Below are 14,724 nucleotides of genomic sequence, written 5' to 3' on the forward strand. Positions count from 1 at the left end.
GCCCGAGAACCCCGAGCCCGGTACGGCCCTCGCCGAGTTGTGGAGGGACAAGCCGTCTGAGCCGGCAGAAGTCGTGCAGGGTGACGGCTCTTTGACGACGGCACCGGCGCAGTCGTACATCAACTTCCTTCAGGGCGACGTGGACGGCGCGGCCCTGGCCATCGGTTCGGTCACGGGTGCGCGACCCGACATCTCCTGTTCATCGCCGGCCACCCCGGGATGCACCCGCTCCAGGGGCACTTCATGAGTGCGGGACGAGCAGGGCCGGTGCGGGCACGAGGGTCAAGCCGCCCGCCGCCTTGCGACCGGGGGCACGGCCCGACGCTCGCCTCCGAGGTTGATTTGGCGACCGGGTCGCATTGCGCTGGGGCGGCCCGACCGGAGCTTGCAGTGGCGTGGGAAAGCTTCGTCAGCCGAGGACGGCGCTCAGGCCCATGGAGGAGAGCAGGTGGTCTGTGGGCGGGCGGGTGCCGGCATTCCCAGCCCCGCAACCCGAAGGATGGTGTCCCTCGTCGTGGTGTGCGGGATCAGCGGCTGGGAGTGCGCGGGCGTCTGCCCGGGGCGCACTTCCAACGGTGAGTACCGCTCCCTGAACAGGAGGTGGGCCACCGCGTAACTCTCGTTGGTGAACTGCCGGTTCAACCACGAGGAGTGCACAACGGCCCTGTCCCAGTCTGAGCTGATACGGCTGCTGGAGTCACTACGCTCGACCGACGGAATCGAGCTCATCCGCGCCATCGCCGAGCGGATGGTGCAAGAACTGATCGAGGCCGACGCCACCGCGCACATCGGCGCCGAGTGGAACGAGCACACGCCGACGCGGACCAACGTCCGCAACGGGCACCGCGAGAAGGTGCTCACCACGCTGGCCGGCGATCTAGACCTGGAGATCCCCAAGGTCCGCACCGGCAGCTTCTTCCCCAGCCTGCTGGAACGCCGGCGCCGCATCCACCAGGCCCTCTACGCCGTCATCATGGAGGCGCATACGTGCACGGCGTCTCCACCCGCAGCGTGGATGACCTGGTCAAAGCCCTGGGCGGGGACAGCGGCATCTCCAAATCGGAGGTCTCGCGGATCTGCGCGGGCGCTGGACGAGCCGCTGACCGCGTTCCGCCCCCGCCCCGTGGACCATGTCCGCTTTCCCTACGTCTACCTGGACGCGGACCTAGTGCAAGGCCCGGGTCAACCACCAGATCGTCTCGCGGGCCGTCGTGGTGGCCACCGGTATCACCGAGGACGGCAACCGCGAGGTCCTCGGGCTGATAGTCGGCGACAGCGAGAGCGAGGCGTTTTAGAAGGAGTTCCTGCGCTCCCTGCGCGAACGCGGCCTGTCCGGGGTCCGCCTCGTCGTCACCGACCAGCACTCCGGGCTCGTCGCCGCCGTCCGCAAGGTCATGCTGGGAGCCGCCTGGCAAAGGTGCAGGGTTCATTGGAGCCGTACGGAATGAACTTGGTGGATTCCCCTGTTGGGGAACGGAGGCCAAGAGGGCGCCGACAGTGCGGTACTTCCTCGGGGCTGGTGTGAGATGGAATCCGTCTTCTTCCAGGAGCGGGCGCACGTCAAGAAAGGCGTTGCCGATGGTGCGGCGGCTCACCTGGAATAGCTCGGCCAGGACCTCGCCAATGCAGACCCGGCGGTGGAAGAGTGCGGCGGCCAGCACGCGTTCTACGTCGCCGATCTTCTGAGGGAAGACGCCGCCGCGGGTGCCCGGCTGGCGAGGGCCGCCTCGCTGCTGGTGACGGTGCCGCTCCACTCGGGCGGCCTGCCGCAGTGCGAGGCGGTCAACGAGAACGGCGAGGTCGGTGCGGCACCCTGGACCCGCGAGATCACCGCCGCCCTCGAACGACTCGCGATCCTGCCCACCCCCGGCTGACCAGCAACCTGCTAACCGTCCCGACAACAACATCACCCACCGGCCAGTGGAACCCGGCGCCCACCCGATGCGACAACCGGTCCGCCGGCCTGCCCACGGTGAGCTCCGGAAAGCGAAAGGGTCCACCGACTCCGTCGGCGGACCATCGCGAAAGATCGAGGCTAACGACAGCTCGCACCAGCCGCCACAATGAAGGGGCGACTTCTAGGTCCAACTCGGTGAGAGCCCGTTGGGCTCTCCGTAGGGCTCCGTCGGCCGGTGAGAGCGTCCGGGAGAATGCGGTCACCTAGCGGCTTGCGTAGTTCAACCTTCACGCTCCGCTCGATCATTTCTGCGCTGCAGGGACCGTCACACGCCCCGACGACAGAGGCGTACAGCACAGCGCTCTCGCCTGTCTCCAGGGCTTTCACGACAAGCGGGTCGACGCTCTCGATCTATCCGAGCCGGGCCTGTCCCGGTCCGGACCGCAGTGGATCTTCGTCGAACAGACGTGTTCCGGTGACGGCACCAAGCGGTCTCACCGGATGCGGTGCTTCGTCCAAAAGGGGTCCAAGTCAGTGTCCGTCACGGACTGTGCGGCCCTCTTGAAGTCGGCGGTGGTGGAGACGCCGTACCAGTGGTCTCGGGCGTACCGCTTGAGGAGTCGCGCCATTGTGTCGGCTCCGAGGGTGCGCTCCAGGCGGGCCAGGGCGCAGGAGCCGGCCGTGTAGATGAGGTGGTATTCGCCCGGGTGCTCGCTCCAGTAGGCCATCGAGTTGGTGAGCGCGGTCTGCTCGCTCGGCCAGTCGGCGTCGGACCAGCAGTCGCGTGTGTCCCAGCCGTAGAAGCGTGCGTTGGCGTATTGGGCGAAGCTCTCGTCCAGCCAGGGTGCGCCGTATTCGTCGTTGCCCACGATGCCGTACCACCATTGGTGGGCCACCTCGTGGACGACGGCGCTGCCCTCTTCGGTGGTGCCGAGGACTACTAGGCCGGGGTACTCCATACCGCCGCCGAAGTCCTTGGTCATCACGAAGTCGATCTCGCCGTAGGGATAGCGGCCGAACTCCATGCCGAACCGGTCGACCGCGGCGACGCCGTCCTTGCGGTTGAGGCGTACACCCGCCGCGGGTGTGTTCGGCGCCCAGTACGACTTGACGCGCACACCACCAGGCGAGGTCTCCGTTGCCGTGCGGAACGGCCCCGCCGCCCAGGCGAAGTCCCGCACCCGCTGCGCGTGGCTGTGCGTGACCGTGCGCCCGGGCTTGCCGTTGCTGGTCCAAGTGCGGCCCGTCGCGGGGATCTTGAGGGCCGACGGGTGGTCGATACGCACACGGAAGTCGCTCGCCAGGGCGTAGAAGCTCTCGCCGGTCGACACATAGGGATCGAGGTGCCACCCCTTCGCATCGTGCACGGCGAGCACCGGCAACGCGTTGCCCAGGAAGCGGAACGCGCCCTCGCGGCCGAAACGGTCGTTGCGCTGGGGCACAGTGATGGACACGTCGAAGGAGACGGCCGTCCGCTCGCCGCGCGCGAGCGGCTCCGGCAGGGTGATGCGCAGCGCGGTGCAGTTCACGGTGAGGCTGCCCGCACTGCCACCGCGCACCTTGGAGATTCCGATCGGGGGCGGCTTGCCCGGCGTGCCGCACTTGTCGACGCCGTTGCCCCACAGACGGACGTACACCTCACGCAAAGGCCGGTCGGCGGCGTTGCGGAACGACACCCGCTGCCGGCCGGTCCAGTGGGAGCCGTCGGCATCGCCGCGCAGGGACACGTCGTAGCGAAGCCGATCGGGCGTCGCGGCCTCGACCTCGGCCTTGGATGCCGGTGTCGTCACGGCACCGGTGGCGCCCGTCACCGCGAGCAAGGCAAGCGGGACAACAAGCAGACGGCGAACGGCCCTTGACCACCACGCGGGTGCGCGTAACGACGACATGGCAGCGAATGATGTCACAGCGGTCTGTCAAATGGCGGTTGCCGGGACCCAGTGCGGTGGCGCTCACCCTCAGTCCCCCGCTCACTGCCATACCGTCCTCGGCCGCAGGCGCACCGCAGTGGGCCGCCATAGCGGGATGGGTCGTGTTGCCCGCCGCCCCGCGCGCGGTGTTCAGGGCCACGCAGATCCTTAACGCGGGGACCAGCGGCTTCCTCTGGGCCCAGGAGGGTGTCCCGGAGGCTGTGGTTCGCGCTCAGGGCTTCCAGGTGCGGAGCAGGGTGGCGACGCGGGCTGCGGTGCTGCGCGGGTTGTTCAATTCGTGGGCGAGTGCCGTGAGTTGTTCGCGGGTGGGGTTGACGGGGATGTTGCTGGCTTCGAGGTACATGACGGCGACGGCGCAGGCGACGGTGAGGTTGGAGCGCTCCAGCCAGCGGCAGCGGCCCAGGGTGTGGACGAGAGCGGCGGCGCGGGCGTAGGGGCCGTCGTAGACGGGAGTCTCGAGGAGTTCGCCGCGATGGCGGGCGACGGCTGCGATGGGCAGGCCGTAGTCGTCGGCGGCCGGGTCGCGGTGGCCGGCCCGCTCGGCAACCTCGAGGATCCAGGACTCGTCGACATGCAGGATCACGCGACGGCGCCCGGATGCTGCTCGTCGTACGGGGCGTCGAGCTGGCGCTCCAGGTCGTCGAGGAACGCGCCATGCTCATCGATGAGGCGCTGGGCGGCCGCCATACCGGCGGCGCGGGCCCCGGTGGTGTCTTCGATGATCAGTCGTTCCACGTACCGGTTGAAGTCCAGGCGGCGGGCGGCCGCGGCCTGCTTCCCTGCCGCGAGGACGTGTTCGTCCAGTCGGACCTGGGTCTGCTTCTTGGTAGAGGTCACACCCCAACCATATCGGTAGCATGGTGGTAGCACCAGGTCTGGTGCGGGACAAGACGCGGTCGCAGGCTCGAACTGCTTTCGATGGCAGGCTGCCCCGAGCTGGCTCCATGGCAGCGCGTGTGGCATAGCGGGTGGCCAGGGCCTTGTCGTGTTTCAGTCTGGTCAAGCAGCGCTCGACGGTTTTGCGGCGCCGGTAGGCGGCCCGGTTGAGCCGGCAGCGGCTCTCGCCGCGTCGGAGGCGGCCGTTGATCTGGTTGATCCGCTCCGCAATGGCGGCTTTGATGCCGCGTCTGCGCAGGTAGGAGCGGATCTTCATGGATGAGTAACCCTTTGTCGGCGGCGAGCAGGGCGGGCCGGGTGCGTGGACGGCCGGGCCCGCATCGCAGGATGCGGATGCGGGCGATCACTGCCTCGAACTGGGTGCAGTCGTTGACGTTCCCGGCGGTCACGGTGAAGGCCAGGGGCCCGCCGTCGCCGTGGCAGGCCAGGTGGATCTTCGTTGTCAGCCCGCTGCGGGACCGGCCGATCGCCTCGCCCTGCCAGAGCTGTCGGCGTACTCGCGAGTGGGCAGAGTCAGGTACGGATGAACGTGCAGGGCGCGTCAGGCCGATCTGTGGGTAAAGCGCCACGCAAAGTGCGACCACCTGAGCACGTCCCCGCCGCGGAGTCACCGGCTCGCGTCATTCAGGGCAGGTCCGACGACGAGGAGCAAGGTGATCAGCCAGGGCGTGAAGATCACAACGCGGTGCGAAGCCTGCGGCGGCGTGCTGATACTCGACACCGGCCAGTTCATCGACCGCGGACGACTGTGGTGGGGAACCGAGGGGGCCTGCCAGACCTGCCCCGTCGCCTGGTGCGAGCAGGACAGCGGCGACGAGACTCCCGAGGAGATACGCCAGGCACTCTTGGCGGAACATGGGCCTGCCCGGCTCCGGTTGGCAGAGCCCGAGGTGAGCCTGGTTCCTGTCCTGCGCGCTCTTCGAGAAGTGCATGGGCTGTCTCTGGCGCAAGCACGAGCAATGTCAGGCGAGTTGAAGACGATCGGCCTGGTCGGCACGCTCGTCGAGATGGAACTCATCGCAGTGCGGCTCCAACACCATTCAGTTACAGCGAGGGTTGAGCAGTGCCCCGCTGACGGTTGGAGCGAGCAGCACACGGCGGGAGTCTGATCAAGCGGCACCGGCTTCGCCGTCGATGGTGGTGAGGCGGTTCTTGAGCCGGTAGCTGCTGGGGGCCGTTGATCGCGACGACGTCGCAGTGGTGTAGGAGCCGGTCGAGGACGGCGGTGGCCAGGACTTCGTCGCCGACGACCTGTCCGAATGCGCTGAAGCTCTTGTTCGAGGTCAGGATGATCGAGCCCTTTTCGTAGCGCTTCGAGATCAGCTGGAAGACGAGGTTTCCCTCCTCGCGTTCCAGCGGCAGGTATCCGACTTCGTCGACTACGAGGACGTGAGTTCGCAGGTAAGTCTGGAGCTTGCGGTTCAGGCGGCCGATGGAGTCGGCGGCCTTGAGCTGGCGGACCACGTCGTCCAGCGAGGTGAAGTAGATGGTGAAGCCGGCCCGGCAGGCCGCGACCGCCAACGCGACGGCGATGTGGGTCTTGCCGACCCCGGGCTGGCCGAGCAGGGCGACGTTGGTCTTGGTCTCGGCGAGTTCTGCCCGGCAACCGCCGCGCCTGCAGCGCTGGGGCGCCCAACTCGCCTGCTAGGCGGTGGTCTTGGGCAGCCATATGGGGCGCCCGGGCATTCCGCGTGCGCCTCCTGTGCACCTCAAGTCGTCGTGGGGATCGGGGGTTTCAGCGAATGGCTGGTCTACCTCGGCTGATACTCGTCGCGGGCTTGTGCTGACACACCGACAGAAGCAATGATGCTATGTAGCATTTACTTACCAAGCAGTGAGCTGACAGGCAGCAGGCCCTAGGGCAGGCGGTCGGGAGGCAACAGGGTGGCAGGCACCATGAAAGCAAGCGTGAGGGCTTTACGCAGTGCGACGTCAGGCAGCACGATCCCAGGCACGAAGGTGTCAGGCACTGCGCTTTCATACAGCGCGTCACACGGCATGTGGTCGCTAGGCTGTCGGTCGGCAAGCAGCCTGCCGGGTACCCGGCAGGCTGGTTTCGCCATGGCCAGATCCGACCGCTTTGGAGGAGTCCCCGTGGAAGCCATGGACCCGTTTTTCCAGCGTGAGCTGCTGCGCGATCGCCTCAAGAAGGCCCGCGAGGCCACCGGCCTGACCCAGGCGCAGGTGGCGGCAGCGCTGGACTGGTCCCCGTCAAAAGTGATCAGAATCGAGAACGGGAAAATCCGCGTGTCGCCGAGCGACGTGCGGATCCTTGCCCAGCACTACGAGGTCGGCGCGCAGGAGCAGGAGCACCTGATCAACATGGCCCGGGCGGCGCGGCTGCCGTCCTGGTGGGAGCCCTTCCGCGCGGTCGCTTCCCCGGACTTTCTGACCTATCTCACCTATGAGACGTCCGCCCCCATCATCCGGAACTTCGAACCCAACCTGATTCCCGGTCTTCTGCAGACCGAGGAATACGCCGCAACCCTGCTGAAGGGGCTCGAGGAGACGCGGGACAGAGCAGACGCGCACCTGCAGCTGAGGCTGGAGCGTCAGGCACGGGTGATGCGGCCGGAAGGCGGACCCGAGATGTGGTTCATCATCGACGAATCCGTCCTGCGCCGCACGGTGGGCGACACAGGTGTCATGCGCCGCCAGATCGAGAACCTTCTCCAGCTCAACGAGATGGAGAACGTGCACATCATGTATGTGCCGTTCAGTGAGGGAATCTACCCGCTCTTCCGGTCGCCCTACGTCGTCTTCGAATTTCCCGACCAGGAGGACTACGGGCTCGTCTCGTATGTGGAGAACCCGGACGGTGAAGTGCTCTTCAGCGAGAAGGCGCCCGGGCGCAGCGGGCAGCGCGACCCCTCTGACTACCTCGACGCTTTCTGGAAGGTCGAACGCGGACCGGCGCGGGAAGTATCCGAGGAACTCCTCGACATGACTACCGGATGAGAAGAAAGGGGACTCTATTCCGAAAAGCCCTGCCCCGGTTCCTTGATGCCGGCTATGAAAAACTTCCATGCGGTGAGACCGCACGACACCCGGGCACGCGCCGGATCCTTGGAATCACGCACGAGAACCGCAGCGGAAAAGCCCACCTCTACACAATTTCCGCCACCGGAACTCTTTTTCCAGAGAATTTCATTCTCCTCTTCGCCCATCCAATGCCCCCATGCATGCGGTGATTTCGAGAACAGCAGAAACCCTGTGAGCGTACTCGCCATTATGAGCCAGAGCACCGGACGTGCCAAGAGCCGGGCAACCGAAAGAAAGGAATAAACACGACAAAATACGCAAAACAGGCATAGCGCCAGCAGTACAGTTTTGTCCTGAGGTTTCCCCAGAAGAAGAGGGGATTCCTGGACAGCGAAAGAGAGTCCGTACGGTCGAGCCGGCAAGCATCCGACCGCGGACTCCCCAGGCAAAGCCCCCATCCCGCAGTGATCAGGAAAGGAAACTCCATCATGGAGTCTACCGGCCCTCAGCCCGAGGGCCACACCACCGACGGCACTACTTGGAAGCAGCGGATGCGCACTGGCGCCACCCGGGCACTCAAGCACGCCGTCCCCGCGATCGGACGAGGCGCCACCCTCCTGCTGTTCTGGTGGATCGACCGCAAAATCGGCGCCCCCTAACCGCCCCAGCACCCCAGGGCCACACCGCTGCGCGGGCCACCACCCGCACCCCCGACCCGCGCAGCACCCCCGCACACCCACTCAACAACCCCTCAGCACCCCACCAGCACACACCCCCAGCCCCCGCCAGTCACCCACCCAGCCCAACCACACCCCACAAAAGCACCACACCGCACCCGCCACACCACCCCAGCCCAACACCCGCTGCCACACCGCTACTTACCCACACACAGCCACCGCCTGCAGCCCCCAGCCACCGCGCTCCCGGGGACAAATTCATGACCAGAGCGCTGCCCACACCCACGGATCATCTACAGCCGGCAGCGCCAGAGCGCGCCCACCCTGGCCAACCGCCTCAACCAGGACGGCAGCCCACGGCTGACCACGGGTATTCAACGCAGGCCGCTACAGGAACGCACCACCCACCAAGAAGACCCTCAACCAGACCCCTGGCCGCGAAACGAGCACCAGCCGACCACGGCATCGCCAGCCTGAAGCCCTGCCAGATCTTCGGCAGATCCCGGTACAGCCCGAACCCCAGAACATCAACCGCCAACGCCGTCCCCACCCTGGCACGCCCCCGCGTCAACGCCCTCCGGCCACTCCCCCGCCCGCGCCGGGCGATGCAACGAACTCATCCCGTCCAGCGCCTTCGCGGCATGACAGACCGCACGAGGGATCAGTGTGCCCGGCCGGCTGCGGGCATGCCGAGCACAGACGGCTTCATGACCGAAGCAAGCTGACCCGTATGCCGTCAAAAGCCGCGCTCGGCTGGGCGCGAGGGAACCGAAAGAACCGGCGGCTGCCACGCACGACCTTCCTGCGCACGGCTGACCCCATCCCCAGCCGCCCCCGCCAGCACGGCCACACCACAGGACCGAGGCTGCCCTCCAAGCGTCCGCGCCTGCCATGTGAGATCTTCGATGTTCACTGGCCGAGGGCAGAAGGGCCCACTGAGGGTTCTCAGGGTGGCCCCCGGACGGGTGACGGCGGGACTGTAGGCAACGGACAGGGCTCCCGTGCCGTTGAGAGAGGTGTCTAGGTCTCAACTCTCCATCTCAGGACTCCTGTTGGTCTCGCATCCTGCCGCCTCGACCTGCCGCACGCACTCGTGGAGTGGGTGACGATGCTGATCGTCACCCGTGAGGGTGACCGACGCTGCAAACTCCGGCCGTCCGAGCGTGCGGTGATCGCTCTGGCATACCTGCGCCGGCACGACCCCCTGGCCCAACTCGCCGCGGGTTTCCGTACTTCCGTCGGCACCGCCCACGCGTACGTCACCACCGTCGTCGAGCACCTGGCCGACAAGGCGCGGCCTGCTGAAGGTCCTGCGCGAGACAGACCCCGATTACGTTCTCGTGGACGGCACGCCTGCCGTCGCGCCTGTCGTCATTCGATCGTTTGACGACAGGCGCGACGCGTTCCACCGGTGTCGATCCAGGACGGTAGCTGTCCGCAATGAGACCTACGGTCGTGCCGGGTCGCCGTCAGGGCGTCCTGCCGGAAGGATGACAGTGGGTAGCCGTCTGTAACCCTGGGCTGCCTGCCGCACGTGCAAGGAGTACGACTATGGGCCTGTCCGAAGCCGCTGACCGCGCCGACACGTTCGTCGAGCACCGGTTCACCGAGCACACGGTGGACCTGGGCGAGATCCGCATGAACTACGTCGTGGAGGGCGATCCCGAGGCGCCGGCGCTGCTGCTGATTCCGTCGCAGACCGAGTCCTGGTGGGGTTACGAGGAGGCGATCGAGCTGCTCAAGTCGGAGTTCCGGGTGTACGCGATCGACCTGCGCGGGCAGGGTCGCTCGACGTGGACCCCGGGCCGCTACAACCTCAACATCTGGGGGGCGGACGTCGAGCGGTTCATCGACCTGGTCATCCAGCGTCCCACCGTCGTCGCCGGGAACTCCTCGGGCGGCGTCATCACCGCCTGGCTCTCCGCCTATGCCAAGCCCAGACTGGTGCGCGGCGCGATCCTCGAAGACCCGCCTCTGTTCTCCTCCCAGGCATCCCCGCTCTACGGCCCCGGCATGAAGCAGTCCCTGGGCCCGATCTTCGCCCTGTGGCCGAAGTGGCTGGGGCCGCAGTGGTCCATCGGCGACTGGAGCGGCATGGTCGAGGCCGCCCCGAACGAGCTGCCCGAGTTCCTGCGCCCGGGCATCGGCTTCATGATGGGCGACGGGAACCCGGAGTCGGGTGCTTCCCCGACCCCGGTGCAGCGGTTCAAGGAGTACGACCCCGAGTGGGGCCAGGTGTGGGCCGACGACAGCGCGAACGCCGGCTGCGACCACGCCGCCATGCTCGCCCAGGTCAGGACTCCGGTCCTGCTCACCCACCACTTCCACATGAGCGACCCCGACACCGGCCAGCTCATGGGCGCGATGACCGACATCCAGGCCGCCCAGGCTCGCCGCCTGATGGAGGCCGCCGGCCAGCCTGTCACCTTCACCCCGCTCGACGCCCCGCACACGATGCACGACCCGATGGCCCAGCAGTACGCCGATGTCATCACCGAGTGGATCAAGACGCTGCCCTGACGGGGCACCTTCCCTGGTTCGCCGAGTTCGCCGACGCCTGGGGCAGGAAATACCCGGCGATCGTGAAGCTGTGGGAGAACGCCTGGGAGGAGTTCACTTCATTCCTGCGGTTCGACACCGAGATCCGTCGCATCGTCTGCACGACGAACGCGATCGAGTCGGTCAACACCCGTATCCGTCGGGCGGTCAAGGCCCGCGGGCACTTCCCGAACGAGCAGGCCGCACTGAAGTGCGTCTACATGGCGATCATGTCGCTCGACCCCACGGGCAAGGGCCAGGCCCGCTGGACCATGCGCTGGAAGGCCGCGCTGAATGCCTTCGACCTCACCTTCGACGGCCGCCTCTCCGCAGCCCGTCAGTAACCGTCAACCCTGGTTACACCGCTCGTTTGACAGACCCGCGATCAGAGCCGCCGACGTCTCAGTCTGGGAGGGCGTCGGCCCGACTATCCGGACATCATCCGCCGCCAGGACGATGAGCTGGACTGTCCAGGTCACCCTGCCTCTCGCCCCTTGGTCGCCCATGCTACGTGTCGTGCGAGGGTGCTCTCTTCGCGCTGGGTACGCGGCCCAGCGTCGGGTTCAGGAGTGGTGCCCGGCGGGCCAGGAAGTCCCACAGTTGGTCGGCGACCGGTCCGTGCGGCTGGTCGCGCCGGCGGGCGGCCGAGAGTTCCTCGACCACTCCGGGGAAGTGCCGGCCCGCGATGGAGAGCAGGCTTCCGTCGCACAGTTCGGTCTCGATCAGAAACCGCGGCACGTGCCCCCACGCCATGCCGCGCAAGATCAGCTCCTTCTTCATGACGTGGTCCGGGACCGAGGTCCGGGGTGCGCCCTCGACCAGGAAGTGGCCTGGTTCGGACGGGTGGCGCGCCGAGTCCCGCACCACGCACTGGGTGAGGGCCTGCATCCGCTGCGGCGTGATGTCGGTGTCCACGGGGAAGGGCAGGAAGCCGGGCGCCACGACGGGCACCAGCGCGACGCGGCCGAGGTCAATCCACTCCATGCGCACGTCGCTCTTGGGGACGCGATGCACGATCAGGTCGGCCTCGCCCTCCCGCAGCCGCTCCCAGGGACCGGTCACCGTCTCGAACTGCAGATGCAGCCGTGTCTGCGGGCGCTGCGCGAAGAAGCCGCTGAGCATCTCCAGCACCGGCGGCAACGGACACAGGTCTCCGAGCACCACGCGCAGCTCCGCCTCTTCACCCATCGCCAACTGAGCGGCGTAGGTGTGGAGTTCGTCGGCCTCGTGCAGCAGGACGCGCACCTTTCGGTGGAAGGCGCGCCCGGACTCGGTGAGCTGGACCCGATAGCCCGAGCGGTCCAGGAGGGCCAGTCCCAGCTGGCGTTCCAGCTTGGCGACCGCCGCGAACACGGAAGGGTGCGAACGGTGCAGCAGGTCGGCGGCGGCCTGGAAGCCGCCGCCGCGCACGACGGCGTCGAAGCACTGCAACTCGTGGAGCGTGAAGTTCGACATCGTCCGGAAAACCTACAATGCCTGTCTGATCTTTGTCATGGATATCTGCAGTCGGCATTCCTACGCTGAGCGCAAAGCCGCTGGACCACTGGAGCTGACATGACCTCTCGAACCCCTTCCACCGTCACCACCGGGGACGGTGTCCGCATCGCCTACCGCTTCGACGGCGACGCGGGAAAGCCTGTGCTGCTGCTCTCGAACTCCATCGGCACCGACCTCCACATGTGGGACGGCCAAGTACCGGCCCTGACCGAGCACTTCCGGCTGCTGCGCTACGACGCGCGAGGCCACGGCGCCTCCGACGTCCCCGCCGGCCCCTACTCCCTGGACCGGCTGGGGCGCGACGTGGTGGAGCTGCTGGACGCTCTGGGCCTGCTGCGGGTGCACGTGCTGGGCCTGTCCCTGGGCGGAATCGTCGCGCAGTGGCTGGGGATCCACGTCCCGGAGCGTGTCGACCGTCTCGTGCTCTCCAACACCGCCGCGCACCTCGGCCCGGCGAGTCAGTGGGATCGGCCGATCGCCGAACTCCTCGAGGCCCCCGACATGCGGGCCACCGCGGACATGTTCCTGGGCAACTGGTTCCCGGACCGCATGCTGAGGGGCGATGACGAGGTCGTCGAGGGCTTCCGCCGCACCCTGCTCGCCACGCGGCGCGAGGGCGTCGCCGGCAGCTGGGCTGCGGTCCGGGACTCAGACCTGCGCCGCACGGCCGCACTCATCCCCCGCCCCACACTGGTCATCGCGGGCGAGCACGACACCGTCACGTCGGCCGACCACGGCAAGGAACTCGCCGCGATCATCCCCGGCGCGCGGTTCACCGTCCTGCCCACGGTGCACATGGCGAACGTCGAGAGGCAGGCGGAGTTCCTGGACACCGTGGTGCCCTTCCTCACCGAGAGGCCTGACGTGTGACGACAGGGGGCGCTGTCGTGCGGGATGCGGGATGCCCCGCTGGGAGCAGTATTGGCCGTCTTCGCGGTCAGTGGGTTCGGTGCCGGCTTCGTCAATCCAGTGCTGGGAGCCGTCCTCGTCGAGCGGGTGCCGCGCCGGATGGTGGGCCGGGTCAACGCGCTCGGTGACTCGCTGGCCTGGGCAGGTATCCCTCTCGGCGGGCTGCTCGCCGGGGCGGCGGTGACCGCTGTCGGACTCGTGCCGGTGCTGCTCGCCTGCGCCGCCGCGTACTTCCTCACCACGAATCTGGCTGGACTGCGGCCGCAATGGCGCGAGATGGACCGTACGCGTGGACGCGGCATCCTGAAGCCGCAGTCCGAGGAAGACGCCTCACAAGACAGCGCGAATGTAGCGACATGACCCTCCCGGAGGGAGGGTGTGCGACATCGATCTTCGGCTGCGCCTCCGAGGAACCTGCGCTCCCCGCCGAGATGTTCACCGCCCGGAAGAGCCCTGATCGGCCTGGACCAAGCGGTGAAGCCCCAGCCACCGGGCCAGCAGGACCCAGACAGCTCTCCGCACGGGCCCGGCTCGTCGTACACAGATCCGCGATCATGGCACCGCCCCCATCTCGCTTCGATCACCTCGTTGACGTCGAATCCCTGCCCCATCCCGAAGCCGAGGCACAGGCGCCTTCTCTGCACCCGGCCCAGCGCGTCGTAGGTGTAGAGGGTTTCCCCCAGCGGCGCCGGCGGGGTGACCTTGGTCAGGTTGCCGTCGGTGTCGTAGGTGAAGGAGGTGGCCTTGCTCCGTCCGTCCTTGGCCGTGCAGCGCTGGCCCTCGAAGCCGCCGCAGGTCGGTGTCGTGGGGTTGTAGGTGTAGGAGCGGGTGGCGCCGGCAGCGCCGGACGTGGTCACCGACAGGGTGTTGCCGTTGGTGTCGTAGGAGAAAGTGTCCTTGCGGCCGTCGGCGCTGGTGAAGTCGTTTGGCAGGTCGGTGCCCGCGATGGTCTGGTACGTGGTGACCGACGCGGTCGCGCCCATGGGCAGCTTCTGGGATACGGCGTTGTTGCGGGCGTCCCAGCCGTAGGTGGTGGTGTTGCCGCCCGTGCGGTCCGCACCGGTACCCATCGCGTCGATCGCCGTCTGGGTCAGGTGGTTGGTGTAGGTGGCGTGGCGGGAGTGACCGAGCGGGTCGGTGACCTTGGTGACCTCACCATCGCCGTTGTGGACGTACTGGGTCGCGTCGCCGTCCGGGTGGGTGACCGTCGCCGTCGCCGTTCACGGCCGGACAGCGGATCGAGACTGACACGCTGCTCAGCCCAGACGCCTCACAGGCCGCATGATCACCCGCCCCCTCGCAGCGGTTGAGACGGTCCCCACCGGCGCCCCGACGATGGAGCACGCGGGCGAGAAGACTCGGCTGTCGGCCGGAACGGTGATTGAAGTTGAGACCC

The 14,724-nt window shown here is 67.5% G+C and carries 11 protein-coding genes and 9 pseudogenes; 11 read left to right on the forward strand and 9 right to left on the reverse strand.

The genetic code is table 11. The features are described from left to right. Positions 1-625: 625 nt before the first annotated feature. The 3 genes and pseudogenes from AC068Z_RS40950 to AC068Z_RS40960 all read left to right on the forward strand — a co-directional run. Positions 626-1,111: pseudogene (locus AC068Z_RS40950) on the forward strand (transposase); the annotation flags it as partial. Next, positions 1,012-1,263, forward strand: a complete 252-nt coding sequence (locus AC068Z_RS40955) for a hypothetical protein (protein ID WP_478568519.1) — start codon at positions 1,012-1,014, stop codon at positions 1,261-1,263. The pseudogene AC068Z_RS40950 and the gene AC068Z_RS40955, both read left to right, overlap by 100 nt. Next, positions 1,215-1,448: pseudogene (locus AC068Z_RS40960) on the forward strand (transposase). Before AC068Z_RS40955 ends, AC068Z_RS40960 begins: the two are co-directional and overlap by 49 nt. Here the strand turns inward: AC068Z_RS40960 and AC068Z_RS40965 are convergent. The 5 genes and pseudogenes from AC068Z_RS40965 to AC068Z_RS40985 all read right to left on the reverse strand — a co-directional run. Further along, positions 1,446-1,808: pseudogene (locus AC068Z_RS40965) on the reverse strand (ISAzo13 family transposase); the annotation flags it as partial. The pseudogenes AC068Z_RS40960 and AC068Z_RS40965 sit on opposite strands and share 3 nt — an antisense overlap. A 583-nt stretch (positions 1,809-2,391) precedes the next feature. Next, complete coding sequence (locus AC068Z_RS40970) at positions 2,392-3,786, reverse strand: M1 family metallopeptidase (protein ID WP_478568446.1); 1,395 nt, start codon at positions 3,784-3,786, stop codon at positions 2,392-2,394. 253 nt (positions 3,787-4,039) lie between these two features. Further along, entirely contained in the window at positions 4,040-4,411 is a 372-nt protein-coding gene (locus AC068Z_RS40975; protein ID WP_478568449.1) for a fic family toxin-antitoxin system, toxin component, read from the reverse strand. Continuing rightward, entirely contained in the window at positions 4,408-4,665 is a 258-nt protein-coding gene (locus tag AC068Z_RS40980) for a hypothetical protein (RefSeq protein WP_478568451.1), read from the reverse strand. Before AC068Z_RS40980 ends, AC068Z_RS40975 begins: the two co-directional genes overlap by 4 nt. 112 nt (positions 4,666-4,777) lie before the next feature. Continuing rightward, a pseudogene (locus AC068Z_RS40985) lies at positions 4,778-5,213 on the reverse strand (transposase); the annotation flags it as partial. 165 nt (positions 5,214-5,378) lie between these two features. Here AC068Z_RS40985 and AC068Z_RS40990 point away from each other — a divergent pair. Next, entirely contained in the window at positions 5,379-5,834 is a 456-nt protein-coding gene (locus AC068Z_RS40990; protein WP_478568454.1) for a hypothetical protein, read from the forward strand. Here the strand turns inward: AC068Z_RS40990 and AC068Z_RS40995 are convergent. Next, positions 5,835-6,312, reverse strand: a pseudogene (locus AC068Z_RS40995) (ATP-binding protein); the annotation flags it as partial. A gap of 516 nt (positions 6,313-6,828) precedes the next feature. On the opposite strand from AC068Z_RS40995, the gene AC068Z_RS41000 reads away from it, so the two are divergent. Continuing rightward, positions 6,829-7,683, forward strand: coding sequence for a helix-turn-helix domain-containing protein (locus tag AC068Z_RS41000; RefSeq protein WP_478568521.1), 855 nt, complete (start codon positions 6,829-6,831; stop codon positions 7,681-7,683). A gap of 14 nt (positions 7,684-7,697) precedes the next feature. Here the strand turns inward: AC068Z_RS41000 and AC068Z_RS41005 are convergent, their stop codons facing one another. Further along, positions 7,698-7,892, reverse strand: a complete 195-nt coding sequence (locus AC068Z_RS41005) for a DUF397 domain-containing protein (protein WP_478568457.1) — start codon at positions 7,890-7,892, stop codon at positions 7,698-7,700. Positions 7,893-8,195: 303 nt separating this feature from the next. On the opposite strand from AC068Z_RS41005, the gene AC068Z_RS41010 reads away from it, so the two are divergent. From AC068Z_RS41010 to AC068Z_RS41025, 4 genes and pseudogenes are all read left to right on the forward strand, one after another. Beyond that, entirely contained in the window at positions 8,196-8,366 is a 171-nt protein-coding gene (locus tag AC068Z_RS41010; RefSeq protein WP_478568460.1) for a hypothetical protein, read from the forward strand. 1,070 nt (positions 8,367-9,436) lie between these two features. After that, positions 9,437-9,742: pseudogene (locus AC068Z_RS41015) on the forward strand (helix-turn-helix domain-containing protein); the annotation flags it as partial. 193 nt (positions 9,743-9,935) lie between these two features. Continuing rightward, on the forward strand, positions 9,936-10,904 hold the full coding sequence (locus tag AC068Z_RS41020) for an alpha/beta hydrolase (protein WP_478568463.1): 969 nt from the start codon (positions 9,936-9,938) through the stop codon (positions 10,902-10,904). A gap of 23 nt (positions 10,905-10,927) precedes the next feature. Beyond that, a pseudogene (locus AC068Z_RS41025) lies at positions 10,928-11,266 on the forward strand (transposase); the annotation flags it as partial. A gap of 163 nt (positions 11,267-11,429) precedes the next feature. Here the strand turns inward: AC068Z_RS41025 and AC068Z_RS41030 are convergent. Then, positions 11,430-12,377, reverse strand: a complete 948-nt coding sequence (locus tag AC068Z_RS41030; protein ID WP_478568466.1) for a LysR family transcriptional regulator — start codon at positions 12,375-12,377, stop codon at positions 11,430-11,432. Between the two features lie 99 nt (positions 12,378-12,476). Here AC068Z_RS41030 and pcaD point away from each other — a divergent pair, with 99 nt between their 5' ends. Next, the gene (gene pcaD, locus AC068Z_RS41035) at positions 12,477-13,289 is read left to right on the forward strand and encodes a 3-oxoadipate enol-lactonase (protein ID WP_478568469.1); all 813 of its coding nucleotides are present in this window, start codon (positions 12,477-12,479) and stop codon (positions 13,287-13,289) included. A gap of 30 nt (positions 13,290-13,319) precedes the next feature. Then, positions 13,320-13,688 (forward strand): annotated as a pseudogene (locus AC068Z_RS41040) (MFS transporter); the annotation flags it as partial. A 278-nt stretch (positions 13,689-13,966) separates the two neighbouring features. Here AC068Z_RS41040 and AC068Z_RS41045 read toward each other — a convergent pair. Continuing rightward, positions 13,967-14,542, reverse strand: a pseudogene (locus tag AC068Z_RS41045) (RHS repeat-associated core domain-containing protein); the annotation flags it as partial. Positions 14,543-14,724: the final 182 nt, after the last annotated feature.

This window comes from Streptomyces sp. NPDC043726, assembly GCF_056436565.1.

Coding starts and splice junctions, on each gene's coding strand:
- AC068Z_RS40970 (WP_478568446.1), bottom strand. CDS start 3,786: ATGTCGTCGTTACGCGCACCCGCGTGGTGGTCAAGGGCCGTTCGCCGT.
- AC068Z_RS41000 (WP_478568521.1), top strand. CDS start 6,829: ATGGACCCGTTTTTCCAGCGTGAGCTGCTGCGCGATCGCCTCAAGAAG.
- AC068Z_RS41005 (WP_478568457.1), bottom strand. CDS start 7,892: ATGGGCGAAGAGGAGAATGAAATTCTCTGGAAAAAGAGTTCCGGTGGC.
- AC068Z_RS41010 (WP_478568460.1), top strand. CDS start 8,196: ATGGAGTCTACCGGCCCTCAGCCCGAGGGCCACACCACCGACGGCACT.
- AC068Z_RS41020 (WP_478568463.1), top strand. CDS start 9,936: ATGGGCCTGTCCGAAGCCGCTGACCGCGCCGACACGTTCGTCGAGCAC.
- AC068Z_RS41030 (WP_478568466.1), bottom strand. CDS start 12,377: ATGTCGAACTTCACGCTCCACGAGTTGCAGTGCTTCGACGCCGTCGTG.
- pcaD (WP_478568469.1), top strand. CDS start 12,477: ATGACCTCTCGAACCCCTTCCACCGTCACCACCGGGGACGGTGTCCGC.